Source organism: Buttiauxella cochleicola (assembly GCF_021282405.1).
In the GTDB taxonomy this organism is placed as follows: Bacteria; Pseudomonadota; Gammaproteobacteria; order Enterobacterales; family Enterobacteriaceae; genus Buttiauxella; species Buttiauxella massiliensis.
Genome location: NZ_JAJSOU010000027.1, coordinates 1 through 19338 on the forward strand (window position 1 = coordinate 1; position 19338 = coordinate 19338).

Consider the following 19338-nt stretch of genomic DNA (forward strand, 5'->3'; position numbering starts at 1 on the left):
TTTGCTTCAACTCGTGAAGCGGTGCTCAAAAATTAACTTTCGTAATAATTCAACTAAATGAATTACTGCTTGGTCACTCTTCAAGACTTGATATTTTTTTGATACCCGAAGGTATCTGAGATATCAACCCTGCGAGTGCCCACACAGATTGTCTGATAAATTGTTAAAGAGCAGTGAGTTAGGCGCTTTCGCTTGCTAACTCGAGGTGGCGTATATTACGCTTTCCTCTTTCAGAGTCAACCCTTAATTTCAGGATATTTGACTCTCATCGCCGCCGTTACTCTGTGATGTTGTTCACATGTTCCGTGTCGATGGAGGCGCATTATAGGGAGTTATCCTGAAGCTGCAACCCTAAATATGCAGTAATTTGACTGACTGCTGCAATCCCCAGCAAAACCCCGCCTTATACGCAGTTGTGCACAAAGTTATCCACATTCGTGATGAAGTCCTAAATTTTGCGAGCGTGACGCAAACGTTTTCGCTACAATGCACCCGCAATAAATGGACGCCCCGTTTTGGGGCGTTAGCTGAGTTTTAGGGAAAATAACTAAAATTCAGCTAACGCTCTTCTATATGCGAACCAAAGCTAAGGGATCAAACCATGCAACAACGTCGTCCTGTACGCCGCGCTCTGCTCAGTGTTTCTGACAAAGCCGGTATCGTCGAATTCGCCCAGGCGCTCTCCCAACGTGGCGTGGAGCTGCTGTCCACTGGCGGAACCGCTCATCTGCTGGCTAAAGCTGGCCTGCCGGTAACCGAAGTCTCTGACTACACCGGTTTTCCGGAGATGATGGATGGACGCGTCAAAACCCTGCATCCAAAAGTCCACGGCGGCATTCTGGGTCGTCGCGGCCAGGATGATGCGATCATGGAACAACACGCTATCTCCCCAATCGATATGGTTGTCGTCAACCTCTATCCGTTTGCCCAGACTGTTGCCCGCGAAGGCTGCTCTTTAGAAGATGCGGTAGAGAATATCGATATCGGTGGCCCAACCATGGTGCGCTCCGCGGCGAAGAACCATAAAGACGTGGCAATCGTAGTAAAGAGCGGCGACTACGAAGCGATTATTAGCGAGCTGGATGCTAATGAAGGATCTCTGACGCTCGAGACACGTTTCGATTTGGCTATTAAGGCTTTCGAACACACCGCCGCTTACGACAGCATGATCGCCAACTACTTCGGTAGCATGGTTCCTGCCTACCATGGCGAAAGCAAAGATCCTTCCGGCCGCTTCCCTCGCACGCTAAACCTGAACTTCATTAAGAAGCAGGATATGCGTTACGGTGAAAACAGCCACCAGCAAGCAGCCTTCTATATAGAAGAAGAAATTAAAGAAGCTTCCGTTGCCACCGCAACTCAGGTTCAGGGCAAAGCGCTCTCTTATAACAACATTGCTGATACCGATGCCGCGCTGGAATGTGTGAAAGAGTTTAGCGAACCTGCCTGCGTTATCGTGAAGCATGCCAACCCATGCGGTGTGGCTGTCAGCGATTCCTTATTAGATGCCTACGACCGCGCCTATAAAACTGACCCAACTTCTGCATTCGGCGGCATCATCGCGTTCAACCGTGAACTGGATGCTGAAACCGCGCAGGCAATTATCTCCCGCCAGTTCGTCGAAGTGATTATCGCGCCATCAGCCAGCGACGAAGCGCTGAAGATCACAGCGGCTAAGCAAAACGTTCGCGTTCTGACTTGCGGCCAGTGGCAGCAACGTGTTCCGGGTCTGGATTTCAAGCGCGTTAACGGCGGAGTGTTAGTACAGGATCGCGATCTGGGTATGGTTACTGCCGCAGACCTGCGTGTTGTCAGCAAGCGCCAGCCAACCGAGCAAGAACTGCGTGATGCGCTGTTCTGCTGGAAAGTAGCGAAGTTCGTGAAGTCCAATGCGATTGTCTATGCCCGCGAGAATATGACTATTGGTATAGGTGCCGGTCAGATGAGCCGTGTTTACTCCGCCAAAATTGCCGGTATCAAAGCTGCCGATGAAGGCCTGGACGTAAAAGGCTCCGCAATGGCATCCGATGCCTTCTTCCCATTCCGTGACGGTATTGATGCCGCAGCGGCAGTTGGTGTGAGCTGTGTTATTCAGCCTGGCGGTTCAATCCGCGACGACGAAGTGATCGCCGCCGCTGACGAACACGGGATCGCCATGATCTTTACCGACATGCGCCACTTCCGCCATTAATCCTGGAGCGTCTATAAATGAAAGTATTAGTAATAGGCAATGGCGGTCGCGAACACGCGCTGGCCTGGAAAGCGTCACAGTCACCATTAGTGCGCACGGTATTTGTTGCTCCAGGCAATGCGGGCACGGCTCTGGAACCTGCTTTGCAGAACGTGGCGATTAGCCCGACGGACATTCCCGCGCTGTTGAGTTTTGCACAAAACGAAAAAATCGACCTGACGATTGTTGGCCCAGAAGCGCCGCTGGTGATTGGCGTGGTTGATGCCTTCCGTGCGGCTGGCCTGAAAATCTTTGGCCCAACTCAGGGTGCTGCGCAGTTAGAAGGCTCCAAAGCCTTCACCAAGGATTTCCTGGCTCGCCATAAAATCCCAACTGCTGAATACCAGAACTTCACCGAAGTGGAACCTGCACTGGCTTACGTCCGTGAAAAAGGCGCGCCGATTGTGATTAAGGCCGACGGTCTGGCTGCAGGCAAAGGCGTGATTGTGGCGATGACGCTCGCTGAAGCCGAAGCCGCCGTTAACGATATGCTGGCGGGTAACGCATTCGGCGACGCCGGGCACCGTATCGTGGTGGAAGAGTTCCTTGATGGTGAAGAAGCCAGTTTCATTGTGATGGTTGACGGTAAGAATGTGCTGCCGATGGCCACCAGCCAGGATCATAAACGGGTTGGCGATGGTGATACCGGCCCGAATACTGGCGGCATGGGTGCGTACTCCCCGGCTCCGGTAGTGACTAATGAAGTCCACCAGCGTGCAATGGACCTGGTTATCTGGCCAACCGTGCGCGGTATGGCGGCTGAAGGGAATACCTACACCGGTTTCCTTTATGCAGGGCTGATGATCGACAAACAAGGTAACCCGAAGGTTATCGAGTTTAACTGCCGCTTTGGCGACCCTGAAACCCAGCCAATCATGCTGCGCCTGCAATCAGATCTGGTTGAGCTGTGCCTCGCTGCATGTGATGGCAAGCTTGATGTGACGACATCTAAGTGGGATGAGCGCCCATCTCTGGGTGTGGTGATGGCGGCTGGCGGCTACCCTGCTGATTACCGTAACGGTGATGTAATTCATGGTTTGCCACTTGAAGAAGTCGCAGACGGCAAGGTGTTCCACGCCGGAACGAAATTGCGTGAAGACGATATGGTTGTGACTAACGGTGGGCGCGTTCTGTGTGTGACCGCCTTAGGCGACACTGTCGCACAAGCGCAGCAGCGTGCTTATGAGCTTATGAAGGATATCCATTGGGATGGCAGTTTCAGCCGCTCCGATATTGGCTATCGTGCTATTGAGCGTGAAAACGCGAAGTAAGACTCGAAACTCGCAGTGATATTTAACACCGCCCTCGTGGCGGTTTTTCTATTTAGAACGTAGCAGGTTTAGGCTGCCAGCTACAGTAGTCCTGGTTCGCAACCAGTAACAGCTGTGATCCTTCCGGCGCTTCAAGCCAGGCAATACTGACATCCATTGATGAATGACGCTGCCGATTCGCAATATGAGTAAGCGATATGCTGTCGAGTTTAGGTTCGATTGTCTCACCTTCACAGGTTGTCACGGTGCCATTGCTGTGCCAGCGGCCCTGTCGCAACACAACACGCCCAATGCGCAATGCTTCGCTGGTCGCTTTAGTCTGACTCGCCTGATACTGATATAAGGCGATTTGGTCATTAGAAAGCTGCTGCTTTTGACCATTCACTTCACGCTGCATGAAGCTCAGCTCACCGTGATCGTCAAAACGTACTTTTACATGCTCTGGAGGTTGGCTCTGAATCGTCATCTCAATTGAGACAAGTTGCTCGCCCTGCCAACGGTAATCATTGCTAGACGTCACCCCCTTCTGCAACGGACTAAACACCGCAAGCATATGGATGCTGCCATCATCGCTATTGTCTTTACGCCAGATGCGCACCACACCCTGATCGGCAATATAACCGCTCGCGGTAAATGGTGGGATAGGAGGTTGGCTGCTGCATGCCATTAGCAGCACTGTGCCTGCCAGCACGCCCAAAGGACGGCAGACAAACAAAAGGGGCGTAAACGCCCCTCTGCTAAAACTGTTCACTGACACTATTAGCTCTTAACAGCGTCTTTCAGTGCTTTGCCTGAAACAAATGCCGGCACGTTAGCTGCGGCGATTTTGATTTCATTACCAGTCTGTGGGTTGCGGCCAGTGCGCTCAGCACGGTGGTTTACCTTGAAGGTACCGAAACCAACCAGTTGGACAGCATCACCTTCTTTCAGAGACTCAGTAATTGCAGCCAGGGTGGATTCCAGAGCAGCTTTAGCCTGTACTTTAGACAGATCAGCCTTGTCAGCAATTACATCAATCAGTTGAGTCTTGTTCATAAGTTATCCTTACAATGTGTTTATCGCTTGCTAAGCATCGAGTGCGACGGAAATGCCAAAAAAGCACTCTCCTGCATACACGCACCGATAGCCACTTTTTTTCGCCCCACAAATGTAGACCAGACGGGGGGCTAATTGGAAGCCTTCAGGGGTGACAATTCGGACTGTAAGTCACGTTTTGCTGTCTTACTGCTGCAAATTTATACCAATATTGCTGCTACCCGCTTCACGCAAGTCCGCGCGGAGCCCTTTGATCAGCTCAACATCGCGTTCTTCGCAGTCAGCCAACAGGCGGAAAATCTCCCATTGGATGTCCCATTCTTCTTCAACAGCCGGGTTTGCTCTGAGCTCTTCGTCGGTCATTTCACGACCAGCCTGGGTCATTTCCAGCATGGCAACCGTGGTGATTGATGCCTTACTGACTTCAATTGCATGTTCCAGAGTTTCCCCTGAAAGACGTGAGTGAAGTAATTCGCTAAGCGCAACGCATGCATCAATCGCCGGGTAGACACCGTAAATATCATAGTCGTCGGCAGACGGAATGCCTTCTTCGAGTTTCTCGAGTTGGCTGTCAAAATTTACTTTCGCATCTTTGACCGTCAATGTTTCCCAAATCAAGTCGAGAATACGGCGATACAACTGAGGATCACCAAATTCAGTCTGCTGGCAGAACATGGCGTAATTCGGATACATACGTTCGCATAAAGAAGCCATGAAAGTGACATGTTGCCAGCTTTCCAGTTTCTCCAGGCGCAGATGGATTGGGTTTTGTAACATAGCGATGTCTCAAAGACGGAATATTAGCGGCAGTTTACCTTAATCACCCCTGAATTGCTTGCCAGCGCGTGAAAGCCGGGCGACCCGATGCCACAGCATCTGCCCAGCGAGTGGGTTCAGGTAAGCGGTAACCCAACAGACAGCGATTCACCAATAGCAAGGCCGTATCAAGGCTTACACGGTGACCTGTGGAGACAAACAACGGATTGCAGCGCTTTTTACTGCGTAACACCCACGCAAGCGCTTCACCTTTGTCGCTCAGCAACTGGCATGAACCAGGTTCTTCAGATAACGGTTCAAACTTCCCACACAGACGTTTCTTGGCAACGCCAATCGTCGGTACATCCACCAGCAGGCCAAAATGGGCGGCTACGCCCAAACGCCGTGGGTGCGAAATACCATGGCCATCAACAAAAAGCAGATCTGGTTTTTGCGACAGCATTTCCCAAGCGGCAAGCAGTGCAGGATATTCGCGAAACGAGAGGAAACCGGGGATATAAGGCATTGAGGTGGCGACACGCGCCACCTGATATTCAACCAGTTCAAGGGAAGGATATTGCAATAATACAATGGCGGCTCGTGTAACCTCACCGCCCTGCTCAAACCCAACGTCAGCCCCGGCGATTAACCTGGGAGGATCCTGCTCAAGACGATCCTCACGGATCACCTGTGAAGCAAGTTCGATTTGTTGTGCGCGCAAGAATGCAAGATCCATCACTGATCCTTACTCGTGATACGGCTTCGACAAACGATGCACTGCTTCAACAAATGCACCCGCGTGTTCTGGCGGAACATCCTGGTGAATGCCATGACCCAGGTTAAACACGTGGCCTTCACCTTTACCGAACCCAGCCAGAATAGTCGCCACTTCTTCTTCAATGCGTGCCGGCTGTGCATACAACATGGATGGGTCCATATTGCCCTGCAACGCCACTTTATGACCGACGCGACGGCGAGCATCGGCGATGTCAGTCGTCCAGTCTAACCCCAGCGCATCACATCCCGTTTCAGCCATTGCTTCCAGCCATTGACCGCCGCCTTTGGTGAACATCGTCACAGGCACTCGGCGGCCTTCATTTTCACGCAGCAGGCCATCGATGATTTTATGCATGTAGTAGAGAGAGAACTGCTGATAATCACGCCCGGTCAGCACGCCGCCCCAGGTATCGAAAATCATCACCGACTGTGCGCCCGCTTTGATTTGCGCATTCAGGTACTGCGTGACGCTTTGCGCCAGCTTATCGAGTAGAAGATGCAGCGCTTGCGGGTCGGCATACATCATCTTTTTGATCACGGTAAACGCTTTGCTGCTGCCGCCTTCGACCATGTAGGTTGCCAGCGTCCATGGGCTGCCGGTGAAACCAATCAGCGGCACTTCGCCTTTTAGTTCACGGCGAATAGTACGCACCGCGTTCATCACATAGCCCAGTTCATCTTCCGGATCGGGAATTGGCAACTTTTCAACATCAGCACGGCTGGTAATTGGCGAGCGGAAACGTGGGCCTTCACCCGCTTCAAAATAGAGGCCAAGCCCCATCGCATCCGGCACGGTGAGGATGTCGGAGAAGAGGATCGCCGCATCAAGCTTGTAGCGACGCAGCGGCTGCAAAGTCACTTCGCAAGCCAGCTCTGCATTTTTGCACAGCGACATAAAATCGCCGGCCTGCGCACGTGTCGCTTTGTATTCTGGCAAGTAACGACCTGCCTGCCTCATCATCCATACTGGCGTGGTATCTACAGGCTGGCGTTGCAGCGCCCGCAGGTAACGATCGTTCTTCAGTTCAGTCATTTTCAATTTCCTTTGGCTGTATCACGCCAGTTTATCATTCATAGTCGGCGCGACACAGGGCGACAGTGTCTTCAATCAGGCGACGAGCCACCGTACCCGGTGGCGGTAATAACGGAAGTTGGTCATAGCGATACCAGCCCGCATCAATTAACTCTTTCGGGTCGATTTTAATGTCACCGCTGTGATATTCCGCCATGAACGCGGTCATCAGCGATTGCGGGAACGGCCAGGGTTGCGAGGTGACATAACGTAAGTTTTTCACGCGAATGCTGCTCTCTTCCATCACCTCACGCGCCACTGCCTGCTCGAGGGTTTCCCCTACTTCGACAAACCCGGCCAGTACGGTATAAACCCCGCCGCGATGGCGTGTGTGCTGAGCAAGCAGGATATGGTCGTCACGACGGATAGCCACGATGATGCACGGTGAAATTTGTGGATAGTAGCGTTCACGACAATGGTTACACAGCATCGCCCATTCGGTTTTGCTGACGTGCATTTCATGGCCACAGTAGCCACAGAACTTATGCGAGCGATAGAACTCCGCCAACTGCACGCCACGACCAGCAAGTTGAAATAACCCTGGATCCTGGTCAATAACCTGGCGCACTGAGCCCATATCCGCACGGCGATGTTGCCGCACTAACCACACCGGCTCATTTTCCCACTCGCCGATAGACATCCCAACCGCACCATCAAGCTGAAAATCTTGTGCCGCTCCGTGAGGTAGCTCACCTTTCGGCAACCACAATTTTTGTTCATGACTGACGATAAACCAGCCCTGATCTAACTTTTGAATTACACGTTCCATAACCTGGTGCACATCCCCGAGTTCGCTGGTATAAACAAATGGTCGTAACAATTTTGGGTACGTTTGCGTTACATCTTTTACTCACGGAATCACGGAGTCAATCATGCTTAACCAGTTAGAAAATCTGACTGAGCGCGTCGGTGGTAGTAATGAGTTAATCGACCAATGGCTACATGCCCGCAAACATTTATTGGTGGCTTATTACAATATGGTTGGGATCAAGCCTAACAAGGAATCCCATACCGCGCTCAATGAAAAGGCTCTGGATAACTTTTGCCATAATTTGGTGGATTATCTTTCTGCCGGTCATTTCAATATTTATGAACGCATTATCAGCGAAATGGAAGGTAGCAGCCCACTTTTAGCCGCAACTCATCTTTATCCGCAGCTTGAAGCCAACACCCAGCACATTATGGATTTTTACGATTCGCATCTCGAAAGTGCTATCGATGATGATAACTATATTGAGTTCCAGAAAGCGTTATCCGGCATCGGTGAAGCGCTGGAATCACGTTTTTCACTGGAAGATAAACTCATTCAGTTAGCTTACGACCACGATATAAATGACAGTGCTAACGATACCGGCAGCCTTGCACGTCCGGCTTGAGTTCTGCGCTGTTAACGAGTAGTTTACATAACGACCCGTAGCAATACGGGTTTATCTTGTCGGAGTGCCGAGTGTTTAATTGAACACCGGCTGAGACCGTTAATTCGGGATCCGCGGAACCTGATCAGGCTAATACCTGCGAAGGGAACAAGAGTAATTCTGCTTTTGGGTTCACCCGTACGCGGGCGCCCCACATTCATTACTCCTCCGTTGTTCTGACAAGCCACTCCTTGATATTTACTGGAATGAGCTATGTCTATTACTGAAAAAAAACCAAACCGCCGCGAACAACGCGCTGCTGCCCAGCATTTTATCAATACGCTGGAAGGTACTGCTTTCCCTAATTCCCAACGCATTTATCTCACTGAATCACGCGATGATATCCGCGTACCGATGCGCGAAATTCAACTCAGCCCAACAGCAACGGGCGGTACGAAAGAAAATCCTCTGTTCACCCCTAACGATGCGATACCGGTGTATGACACTTCAGGTCCGTATGGCGACCCGACAATCAGTATCGACGTTCTGCGCGGGCTTCCACCACTGCGTGAAAGCTGGATTAGCGAGCGTGATGATTGCGAAACACTGACCGATCGTAGCTCTGCATATACCAAAGAGCGTCTGGCTGATGACGATCTGGACGAATTGCGTTTTGAAACACAACTCACGCCTAAGCGCGCTAAAGCTGGGAAAATCGTTACACAACTGCACTATGCACGTCAGGGAATTGTGACGCCGGAAATGGAGTTTATCGCCGTCCGTGAAAACATGGGCCGCGAACGCGTTCGCGATGAAGTGTTACGCCACCAGCATCCAGGCCAGGGTTTTGGTGCGCGCCTGCCGGAAAATATTACCCCTGAGTTTGTACGTGACGAAGTCGCCGCAGGCCGGGCAATTATCCCTGCCAACATCAACCACCCCGAATCGGAACCGATGATTATCGGCCGTAATTTCCTTGTCAAAGTGAATGCCAATATCGGCAACTCAGCGGTCACCTCCTCCATTGAAGAAGAAGTGGAAAAACTGGTCTGGTCAACGCGCTGGGGCGCAGACACCGTGATGGATCTTTCTACCGGCCGCTATATCCACGAAACCCGCGAATGGATTTTGCGTAATAGCCCTGTGCCAATCGGCACCGTGCCAATCTACCAGGCACTAGAAAAAGTAAACGGCATCGCCGAAGACCTGACCTGGGAAATGTTCCGCGACACACTTCTGGAACAGGCAGAGCAAGGTGTGGATTACTTTACTATTCACGCCGGAGTGTTGCTGCGCTATGTGCCGATGACCGCCAAACGCCTGACCGGAATTGTTTCACGCGGAGGATCGATTATGGCGAAATGGTGCCTGTCGCATCATCAGGAAAACTTCCTGTATGAGCACTTCCGCGAAGTCTGCGAGATCTGTGCCGCTTATGACGTTTCACTCTCACTGGGTGACGGCCTGCGCCCTGGCTCCATTCAGGATGCCAACGATGAAGCGCAATTCTCTGAGCTGCATACGCTTGGCGAGTTGACCAAAATTGCCTGGGAATACGATGTACAGGTAATGATTGAAGGCCCAGGACATGTGCCGATGCAGATGATCCGCCGCAACATGACCGAAGAACTAGAGCATTGCCACGAAGCGCCGTTCTACACTCTTGGCCCGTTGACCACTGACATTGCGCCCGGTTACGACCATTTCACATCAGGGATTGGCGCGGCCATGATTGGCTGGTTCGGCTGCGCGATGCTGTGCTACGTCACGCCAAAAGAGCACCTCGGCCTGCCGAATAAAGAAGATGTGAAACAGGGGCTGATTACCTACAAAATTGCGGCGCATGCCGCAGATCTGGCAAAAGGTCACCCTGGAGCGCAAATCCGCGATAACGCCATGTCGAAAGCCCGCTTTGAATTCCGCTGGGAAGACCAGTTTAACCTGGCTCTCGATCCCTTCACCGCTCGCGCCTATCACGATGAAACGCTACCGCAGGAATCCGGCAAAGTCGCGCACTTCTGTTCAATGTGCGGACCAAAATTCTGCTCGATGAAAATATCCCAGGAAGTCCGCGATTTCGCGGCTAAGCAAGCCATAGAAGTAGGCATGGACGATATGTCGCAATCCTTCCGGGCAAAAGGTGGCGAAATTTATCTGCGTCAGGAGGAAGTGTGATGAACACAACTGCATTTCCAGCCGTTCCCCAACGCCTGGGTTTGTATCCGGTGGTGGATAGCGTTGAGTGGATTGCCCGTCTGCTTGAAGCTGGCGTGCGCACCATTCAACTGCGCATCAAGGATAAAAGCGACGAAACAGTGGAAGCCGATATTGCGGCGGCTATCGAACTTGGCAAACGCTATGAAGCGCGTCTGTTTATTAACGATTATTGGCAACTGGCGATAAAGCATCACGCATACGGTATTCACCTGGGCCAGGAAGATATGGATGTTGCCAATCTGGATGCTATTCGCGATGCCGGCCTGCGCCTCGGGCTTTCGACGCACGACAATATGGAAATGGATCGCGCACTAATGGCGCGCCCTTCTTACATTGCGCTCGGGCATGTTTTCCCCACCAACACCAAGCAGATGCCATCCGCTCCACAGGGGCTTTCGCAACTCGCAGCCCACATCAAAACGCTGGGCGATTACCCGACTGTCGCCATCGGTGGAATAAGCATCGAGCGTGTTCCTGCTGTACTCGCAACGGGCGTTGGAAGTGTCGCGGTCGTCAGCGCAATCACACAGGCCGCCGACTGGCGAGCGGCTACCGCTCAGCTTCTTGAACTTGTGGGAGCTGGCGATGAATGATGCCGATTTCATGCGTTACAGCCGCCAGCTGTTGCTGGAAGACATCGCTATTGAAGGGCAGCAAAAGCTGCTCGCCAGCAAAGTCTTAATCGTCGGGCTTGGCGGGCTGGGTTCGCCTGCCGCGTTATATCTTGCTGCCGCGGGCGTGGGTACTTTGATTCTCGCCGACGATGACACCGTGCATATCAGTAATTTACAGCGCCAGATTCTGTTTACCTCTCAGGATTTGGAACAGCCGAAATCGCTGGCCGCCCAACGCCATCTTCAGAAGCTTAACCCGGATATTACGCTCCAGGTTATTAGCGAGCGTTTAGCGGGAGCAACGTTGAACATAGCGGTAAAGAACGCCGATCTGGTGCTCGATTGTAGCGATAACATGGCGACACGGCATGGGATTAACGCTGCGTGCGTTGCGCATAACAAACCGTTGATTTCCGCCAGCGCAGTGGGGTTTGGCGGGCAACTGATGGTTCTTACGCCGCCGTGGGAAAGCGGCTGTTATCGCTGTGTCTGGCCTGATGAACACGAACCGGAACGCAATTGCCGCACCGCAGGCATTATCGGCCCGGTTGTTGGAGTCATGGGAACATTGCAGGCACTTGAAGCCATAAAAGTGATAAATGGCATGCTTCCCGCCACCGGGACTTTGCGCCTGTTCGACGCCCGCCAACACAGCTGGCGCTCCCTCGCAATGCAAAAAGCAGCTAATTGCCCGGTATGCGGAGGGCTAGATGCACATCCACTTTAACGACGAACCAATGCATTGCCCAGATAACCTGACGCTGGAAAATTTGTTGGAACAGTTGCGTTTAATGAGGCCAGGGATCGCACTGGCCATCAACCAGACTATCGTTCCACGCGAGCAATGGGAGACACATTTCTTGAATGATGGCGACCAAATCTTGCTTTTTCAGGCCATAGCCGGGGGTTAACATGCTACAGATTGCTGATAAAACTTTCTCGTCACGATTATTCACCGGTACCGGGAAATTCTCTTCGCCGCAGGTGATGGTCGAGGCCATTCGCGCCTCCGGTTCCCAACTGGTGACAATGGCAATGAAACGTGTCGATTTGCGTAACCATAACGATGCGATCCTCGCGCCATTGCTTGAAGCGGGCGTGCAGTTACTACCGAATACATCCGGAGCCAAAACGGCGGAAGAAGCGATTTTTGCCGCTCAACTGGCCCGTGAAGCGCTTGGTACGCATTGGGTAAAACTGGAAATCCACCCCGACACCCGCTATTTGCTGCCCGATCCCATCGAAACGCTGAAAGCGGCTGAGAAGCTCGTCAAACTGGGTTTTGTGGTATTGCCTTATTGCGGTGCCGATCCGGTTTTGTGCAAACGACTGGAGGACGCGGGATGCGCGGCGGTCATGCCGCTTGGAGCGCCAATTGGTTCGAATCAGGGCTTACAAACCCGCGCGTTTTTAGAAATTATTATCGACCAGGCTCGCGTGCCGGTTGTAATTGATGCAGGCATCGGTGCGCCAAGCCATGCCGCTGAAGCCATGGAATTGGGTGCTTCAGCGGTACTGGTGAATACCGCCATTGCAGTTGCGCGAGATCCCATTCAAATGGCCCACGCTTTCCGCATGGCCGTTGAAGCAGGAGCAATTGCCGCTCAATCAGGTTTAGGAGCACGCCACCAGCAGGCGCAAGCTTCCAGCCCGTTAACCCAGTTTCTGCAATTCAGCCAGGAGGTCTTGTGATGGCACAAACCTTCACCGACCGTTGGCGTGAACTGGACTGGGACGATATAACCCTTCGCATCAACAGCAAAACGGGAGCCGATGTGGAGCGAGCATTGAGCGCACGCAAACTCACCCGCGACGACCTGATGGCACTGCTCTCCCCTGCCGCCAGCTACTATCTCGAACCGCTCGCCCAGCGCGCACAGCAATTAACCCGCCAGCGTTTTGGTAACACGGTGAGTTTTTATGTGCCGCTTTATCTCTCGAATCTCTGCGCTAACGATTGTACTTATTGCGGTTTTTCGATGAGTAACAAGCTCAAACGTAAAACGCTGGATGAACAAGAGATTGGGCGAGAGTGCGAGGCGATTCGCAAACTAGGCTTTGAGCATTTGCTGTTGGTGACAGGCGAACACCAAACTAAAGTGGGAATGGACTATTTCCGGCAGCATCTTCCGGCCATTCGCCGCCAGTTCAGCTCGCTGCAAATGGAGGTGCAGCCATTGGACGAGCATGAATACGCCGAACTGAAAACCCTCGGTCTGGATGGTGTGATGGTTTACCAGGAAACCTATCATCAGGCGGTATATGCGCAGCATCATCTGCGCGGAAATAAGCAGGATTTCTTCTGGCGCCTGGAAACGCCGGACAGGCTTGGCCGCGCGGGGATAGATAAAATAGGTCTCGGCGCGTTGATTGGTTTATCGGACAGCTGGCGCACCGACTGTTTTATGGTGGCAGAGCACTTACTATGGCTTCAGCAAAACTACTGGCAAAGCCGTTATTCGATTTCATTTCCGCGATTACGCCCCTGTGCAGGCGGCGTAGAACCGGCATCGGTAATGACAGAAAGCCAACTGGTGCAGGTGATATGCGCGTTTCGCCTGCTTTCTCCCGATGTCGAGCTTTCACTTTCTACTCGTGAATCACCGTGGTTCCGGGATCATATGATCCCACTCGCCATCAACAATGTGAGTGCGTTCTCTAAAACTCAGCCCGGAGGGTACGCCGATAATCACCCTGAGCTTGAGCAGTTTGCACCGCACGACGGGCGCACTCCGGTGGAAGTAGCTGAGGCATTAACACGCTCAGGCTTACAACCTGTGTGGAAAGATTGGGATAGTTTTCTGGGGAGAGCTCATTTTAGCTAATCAGGCGGACTTGGCTGGAAACGCAAAATGTAACCGGTTTCAGTCTATCTAAGTTTCTTTTGTGACACCTCACACACAATCACTGCAAAGCGGTTGTTGTACCGGGGCGTCACGGATAATTATCTGTGTATCCAACGGACACTGAGAGCAGATCTATGAAGAATATCGTTTTGTGTTGTGCAGCGGGTATGTCGACTAGCATTTTGGTCCAACGTATGAAGGACGCCGCTCAGAAGAAAGGTATTGAAGTCTCAATCAAGGCAGTGCCGGTTGCAGAATTTAAAGACAATATCGACACCGCCGATATCGTGCTGCTGGGTCCACAGGTTAAATACGAACACGCCAAGCTTCAGGCGATTGCAGAGCCGATGGGTAAAACGGTTGCTGTTATCGACATGATGGATTACGGCATGATGAAAGGCGATGTTGTGCTCGAGAAAGCTTTGAAAATGATGGAGTCATAAGACGTGGAAGATTTAGAAACGATTATCATGGAATTGTTGGTTAATGCCGGTAGCGCACGCAGCCAGGCACTGACAGCTCTGCAAATGGCCCGTAAAGGGGATTTCGTAGCAGCTCAACAAGCGATGGAAGAGTCTCGTGAGTTTGTGAAACATGCGCATAAAATTCAGACCCAACTTATCGGGTTAGATGAAGGCTCTGGCAAACTGCCGGTTAACTTGATTACCGTACACTCCCAGGACCACCTGATGAACGCGATGGTGATTCAGGATTTGGCCGAAGACATGATTGAACTGTATCGCCGCCTGCCGCTAGCTAACTGATTTTTGTTCCTTTCAGTTTTATCGCTTCAGATTTCAGGCATAAAAAAACCGCTCTTTCGAGCGGTTTTTGTTTTTGGCGTCTCTAACGATTAATCGTTATCGTTACCGCCCAGATTACCTGCGTTCAGCAATTCTGCCAGGCTGGCAGTTGCATCTGCTGCAGTGACCTGAGGTACAACTGGCGCTTCGCCCGCTGCACGACGGCGCATACGATCCTGGTGGTACGCATAACCGGTACCAGCTGGGATCAAACGACCGACGATAACGTTCTCTTTCAGGCCGCGCAGTTCGTCACGTTTACCCGCAACAGCTGCTTCGGTAAGCACACGAGTTGTCTCCTGGAACGATGCCGCGGAGATGAAGGACTCGGTTGCCAGAGAGGCTTTGGTGATACCCAGCAGATCGCGTGAGAAGGACACGTTGATCTTGCCGTTCGCTTCCAGTTCGCGGTTAGCGATCTTGACGCGAGAGTATTCAGCCTGCTCACCTTCCAGGAAGTCAGAGCTACCAGCGTTAACGATGGTTGCTTTACGCAACATCTGACGCACGATGACTTCGATGTGTTTATCGTTAATCTTAACGCCTTGCAGACGGTAAACGTCCTGCACTTCGTTGGTGATGTAACGAGTCACAGCATACACGCCACGCAGACGCAGAATGTCGTGCGGAGATTCTGGACCATCGGAAACAACGTCACCGCGTTCTACAACTTCGCCTTCGAACACGTTCAGCTGACGCCACTTAGGAATCATCTCTTCGTAAGCATCGCTGCCGTCGAGTGGAGAGATAACCAGACGGCGTTTGCCTTTGGTTTCTTTACCGAACGAGATGATCCCGCTGATTTCAGCAAGGATAGCTGGCTCTTTCGGACGACGTGCTTCGAACAGGTCAGCAACGCGTGGCAGACCACCGGTGATGTCCTTGGTACCACTGGATTCCTGCGGAATACGCGCCAGCGCGTCACCAGAGTGAATCTGAGTACCATCTTCCAGCTGAACAATCGCTTTACCTGGCAGGAAGTACTGAGCTGGCATATCTGTACCAGGGATCAGAACGTCGTTGCCTTGAGCATCAACAATTTTCAGTGCTGGACGCAGATCTTTACCACCCGCGGTACGTTCTGCAGAATCCAGAACAACCAGAGATGACAAGCCTGTCAGTTCGTCAGTTTGACGAGTAATGGTCTGGCCGTCGACCATGTCAGTAAAGCGGATGAAACCACTTACTTCGGAGACGACTGGCATTGTATGCGGATCCCAGTTTGCTACGGTTTCGCCCGCTGCAATCTGCTCGCCATCACCTTTGCCCATTACCGCACCGTAAGGAACTTTATAGCTCTCTTTAGTACGACCGAATTCGTCAATCAGTTTCAGTTCAGTGTTACGAGAAGTCACTACCAGTTTACCGGCAGAGTTCACAACCGACTTCGCGTTGCTGAGCTTGATGCTACCTTTGTTCTTAACCTGAATGCTGGATTCAGCAGCAGAACGAGATGCCGCACCACCGATGTGGAACGTACGCATCGTCAGCTGAGTACCTGGTTCACCGATGGACTGTGCCGCGATAACCCCGATAGCTTCACCTTTGTTGATGATGTGACCACGTGCCAGGTCGCGACCATAACAGTGTGCACACACGCCGAAGTCGGTTTCACAACCAACAACAGAACGTACTTTCACGCTATCAACAGAGTTAAGTTCTAACACGTCACACCACTGCTCATCGATCAGGGTGTTACGGGTTACGAGGATGTCTGCAGTACCCGGCTTGATCACATCTTCAGCCGTTACACGGCCCAGAACGCGGTCGCGCAGTGGTTCTTTAACATCACCGCCTTCGATAACCGGAGTCATCGTGATACCTTCGAGGGTGCCACAATCGTCTTCGGTAACAACCAGATCCTGTGCAACGTCAACCAGACGACGCGTCAGATAACCGGAGTTCGCAGTTTTCAGTGCGGTATCCGCCAGACCTTTACGAGCACCGTGCGTGGAGATGAAGTACTGGAGTACGTTCAGACCTTCACGGAAGTTCGCGGTGATTGGCGTTTCGATGATGGAGCCATCTGGCTTAGCCATCAGACCACGCATACCAGCCAACTGACGAATCTGTGCTGCAGAACCACGAGCACCGGAGTCGGCCATCATGTAAATGCTGTTGAAGGAAACTTGCTGCTCTTCGACGCCGTCACGGTTAATAACGGATTCGGTTTGCAGGTTGTCCATCATCGCTTTGGATACACGATCGTTCGCCGCAGCCCAGATATCGATTACTTTGTTATAGCGTTCGCCTGCTGTTACCAGACCAGACTGGAACTGTTCCTGAATTTCAGCAACTTCAGCTTCCGCTTCAGAGATGATTTCAGTTTTCTTCGCAGGGATGACCATGTCATCGATACCAACGGATACACCTGAACGCGCTGCATAAGCAAAGCCGGTGTACATCGTTTGGTCAGCAAAGATTACCGTAGGCTTCAGGCCCAGAATACGATAACAAGTGTTCAGCATTTTGGAGATTGCCTTCTTGCCCAGCGCCTGGTTGACGATGGAGTAAGGCAGACCTTTCGGTACGATCATCCACAAAATCGCACGACCTACGGTAGTGTCGATAATGCTGGTTTTGGCAATGAACTCTTCGTTCTCGCCTTTTTCATATTCAGTGATACGCACTTTTACACGCGCATGCAGAGAGGCCAGACCTGCGCGATAAATACGCTCAGCTTCTTTAGGGCCAGTCAGCACCATGCCTTCGCCTTTGGCGTTAACACAGTCACGGGTCATGTAGTACAGACCCAATACAACGTCCTGAGAAGGAACGATGATTGGCTCGCCGTTCGCTGGTGACAGGATGTTGTTGGTAGACATCATCAGCGCACGCGCTTCCAACTGAGCTTCAAGCGTCAGTGGAACGTGTACTGCCATCTGGTCACCATCGAAGTCGGCGTTATATGCCGCACAAACCAGCGGGTGCAGCTGGATAGCTTTACCTTCGATCAGTACTGGCTCAAATGCCTGGATACCCAAACGGTGCAGAGTTGGTGCACGGTTCAGCAGTACCGGGTGTTCGCGGATAACTTCGTCCAGGATATCCCAAACGACAGCTTCTTCGCGCTCAACCATTTTCTTCGCAGCTTTAATGGTGGTAGCAAGACCACGCAGTTCCAGCTTGCCGTAGATGAACGGTTTGAACAGCTCCAGTGCCATTTTCTTAGGCAGACCGCACTGATGCAGACGCAGGTATGGACCTACGGTGATTACAGAACGACCGGAGTAGTCAACACGTTTACCCAACAAGTTCTGACGGAAACGACCCTGCTTACCTTTGATCATATCGGCCAAAGATTTCAGAGGACGCTTGTTGGAACCAGTGATGGCACGACCGCGACGGCCGTTATCCAGCAGGGCATCTACCGCTTCCTGCAGCATACGTTTTTCGTTACGTACGATGATGTCAGGAGCAGCCAGATCCAGCAGACGTTTCAGACGGTTGTTACGGTTGATAACGCGACGATACAGATCGTTCAGATCTGAAGTTGCGAAACGACCACCATCCAGCGGAACTAATGGACGCAGATCTGGCGGCAGAACCGGCAGAACTGTCAGGATCATCCACTCTGGTTTGTTACCAGATTGAACGAACGCTTCCAGCAGTTTGATACGCTTGGTCAGCTTTTTACGTTTGGTTTCGGAGTTGGTTTCGTTCAGCTCTTCACGCAGAGTTTCACACTCTTGCTCCAGATCCATGTTTTTCAACAAGGCCTGAATAGCTTCCGCACCCATCTTCGCATCGAATTCGTCACCGAACTCTTCCAGCGCATCCAGATACTGCTCTTCAGTCAGGATCTGACGACGCTCGAGGTTGGTCATCCCGCCTTCGATTACCACATATGATTCGAAGTAAAGTACACGTTCGATATCACGCAGTGGCATATCCAGCAGCAAGCCGATACGAGACGGCAGTGACTTCAGGAACCAAATGTGTGCAGTTGGGGAAGCCAGCTCGATGTGACCCATGCGCTCACGGCGCACTTTAGTTTGGGTAACTTCAACGCCACACTTCTCACAAATAACACCACGGTGTTTCAGGCGCTTGTACTTACCGCACAGGCACTCATAGTCTTTTACTGGCCCAAAAATACGAGCACAGAACAGACCGTCACGTTCTGGTTTGAACGTACGATAGTTAATGGTTTCCGGCTTTTTAACTTCGCCGAACGACCAAGAACGGATCATGTCTGGCGATGCCAGAGCAATTTTGATCGCATCAAACTCTTCGGTCTTAGTTTGCGCTTTCAGAAACTTAAGTAAGTCTTTCACGGATTAGCTCCCGTCGGAGTGAGACTTCTCAGAGACGTCCGGTGTGACCCGGACATCCTGTAACCAGTACAGCAGATACGAGTGA

Annotated in this window: 18 protein-coding genes and 1 riboswitch; of the genes, 11 read left to right on the forward strand and 7 right to left on the reverse strand. The window is 51.9% G+C overall.

What is annotated here, in order from left to right:
* Positions 1-601 precede the first annotated feature (601 nt).
* Complete coding sequence (purH, locus tag LVQ79_RS21845) at positions 602-2191, forward strand: bifunctional phosphoribosylaminoimidazolecarboxamide formyltransferase/IMP cyclohydrolase (RefSeq protein ID WP_232866916.1); 1590 nt, start codon at positions 602-604, stop codon at positions 2189-2191.
* A gap of 17 nt (positions 2192-2208) precedes the next feature.
* On the forward strand, positions 2209-3501 hold the full coding sequence (purD, locus tag LVQ79_RS21850) for a phosphoribosylamine--glycine ligase (protein WP_232866919.1): 1293 nt from the start codon (positions 2209-2211) through the stop codon (positions 3499-3501).
* Between the two features lie 52 nt (positions 3502-3553).
* Here purD and LVQ79_RS21855 read toward each other — a convergent pair whose 3' ends face one another.
* From LVQ79_RS21855 to nudC, 6 genes are all read right to left on the reverse strand, one after another.
* Complete coding sequence (locus tag LVQ79_RS21855; protein ID WP_232866951.1) at positions 3554-4252, reverse strand: DUF1481 domain-containing protein; 699 nt, start codon at positions 4250-4252, stop codon at positions 3554-3556.
* Positions 4253-4260: 8 nt separating this feature from the next.
* Complete coding sequence (gene hupA / locus LVQ79_RS21860; RefSeq protein ID WP_034492331.1) at positions 4261-4536, reverse strand: nucleoid-associated protein HU-alpha; 276 nt, start codon at positions 4534-4536, stop codon at positions 4261-4263.
* A 186-nt stretch (positions 4537-4722) separates the two neighbouring features.
* Positions 4723-5313 (reverse strand): YjaG family protein, encoded by a 591-nt coding sequence (locus tag LVQ79_RS21865; RefSeq protein WP_154155978.1) that lies wholly within the window; start codon positions 5311-5313, stop codon positions 4723-4725.
* 43 nt (positions 5314-5356) lie between these two features.
* The gene (gene nfi, locus LVQ79_RS21870) at positions 5357-6028 is read right to left on the reverse strand and encodes a deoxyribonuclease V (RefSeq protein WP_232866921.1); all 672 of its coding nucleotides are present in this window, start codon (positions 6026-6028) and stop codon (positions 5357-5359) included.
* A gap of 9 nt (positions 6029-6037) precedes the next feature.
* Positions 6038-7102: a uroporphyrinogen decarboxylase gene (hemE, locus tag LVQ79_RS21875; protein ID WP_232866924.1), complete on the reverse strand. Its 1065-nt coding sequence runs from the start codon at positions 7100-7102 to the stop codon at positions 6038-6040.
* Positions 7103-7136: 34 nt separating this feature from the next.
* The gene (nudC, locus tag LVQ79_RS21880) at positions 7137-7910 is read right to left on the reverse strand and encodes an NAD(+) diphosphatase (RefSeq protein ID WP_232866927.1); all 774 of its coding nucleotides are present in this window, start codon (positions 7908-7910) and stop codon (positions 7137-7139) included.
* A 103-nt stretch (positions 7911-8013) separates the two neighbouring features.
* Between nudC and rsd the strand changes: the two genes are divergently transcribed.
* The 9 genes from rsd (at position 8014) to LVQ79_RS21925 (ending at position 14937) form a co-directional block, all read left to right on the forward strand.
* On the forward strand, positions 8014-8517 hold the full coding sequence (rsd, locus tag LVQ79_RS21885) for a sigma D regulator (protein ID WP_232866930.1): 504 nt from the start codon (positions 8014-8016) through the stop codon (positions 8515-8517).
* Positions 8518-8567: 50 nt separating this feature from the next.
* Positions 8568-8681, forward strand: a riboswitch (TPP riboswitch).
* A gap of 88 nt (positions 8682-8769) precedes the next feature.
* On the forward strand, positions 8770-10671 hold the full coding sequence (gene thiC, locus LVQ79_RS21890; RefSeq protein WP_232866932.1) for a phosphomethylpyrimidine synthase ThiC: 1902 nt from the start codon (positions 8770-8772) through the stop codon (positions 10669-10671).
* Complete coding sequence (gene thiE / locus LVQ79_RS21895) at positions 10671-11306, forward strand: thiamine phosphate synthase (RefSeq protein ID WP_232866954.1); 636 nt, start codon at positions 10671-10673, stop codon at positions 11304-11306. The genes thiC and thiE overlap by 1 nt, the downstream gene beginning before the upstream one ends.
* Positions 11299-12054 carry a HesA/MoeB/ThiF family protein gene (locus LVQ79_RS21900; protein WP_232866934.1) on the forward strand — a complete coding sequence of 252 codons (756 nt, stop codon included), beginning with the start codon at positions 11299-11301 and terminating at the stop codon, positions 12052-12054. The genes thiE and LVQ79_RS21900 overlap by 8 nt, the downstream gene beginning before the upstream one ends.
* Complete coding sequence (gene thiS, locus LVQ79_RS21905; protein ID WP_232866936.1) at positions 12038-12238, forward strand: sulfur carrier protein ThiS; 201 nt, start codon at positions 12038-12040, stop codon at positions 12236-12238. Before LVQ79_RS21900 ends, thiS begins: the two co-directional genes overlap by 17 nt.
* Position 12239: 1 nt before the next feature.
* Positions 12240-13019, forward strand: a complete 780-nt coding sequence (gene thiG, locus LVQ79_RS21910; RefSeq protein ID WP_232866939.1) for a thiazole synthase — start codon at positions 12240-12242, stop codon at positions 13017-13019.
* The gene (gene thiH / locus LVQ79_RS21915; protein ID WP_232866941.1) at positions 13019-14152 is read left to right on the forward strand and encodes a 2-iminoacetate synthase ThiH; all 1134 of its coding nucleotides are present in this window, start codon (positions 13019-13021) and stop codon (positions 14150-14152) included. Before thiG ends, thiH begins: the two co-directional genes overlap by 1 nt.
* A gap of 155 nt (positions 14153-14307) precedes the next feature.
* Positions 14308-14616, forward strand: coding sequence for a PTS sugar transporter subunit IIB (locus tag LVQ79_RS21920; RefSeq protein WP_034461506.1), 309 nt, complete (start codon positions 14308-14310; stop codon positions 14614-14616).
* 3 nt (positions 14617-14619) lie between these two features.
* Positions 14620-14937, forward strand: a complete 318-nt coding sequence (locus LVQ79_RS21925) for a PTS lactose/cellobiose transporter subunit IIA (RefSeq protein ID WP_151996065.1) — start codon at positions 14620-14622, stop codon at positions 14935-14937.
* 89 nt (positions 14938-15026) lie between these two features.
* On the opposite strand, the gene rpoC is transcribed toward LVQ79_RS21925, so the two are convergent.
* The gene (gene rpoC / locus LVQ79_RS21930) at positions 15027-19253 is read right to left on the reverse strand and encodes a DNA-directed RNA polymerase subunit beta' (RefSeq protein ID WP_232866943.1); all 4227 of its coding nucleotides are present in this window, start codon (positions 19251-19253) and stop codon (positions 15027-15029) included.
* Positions 19254-19338: the final 85 nt, after the last annotated feature.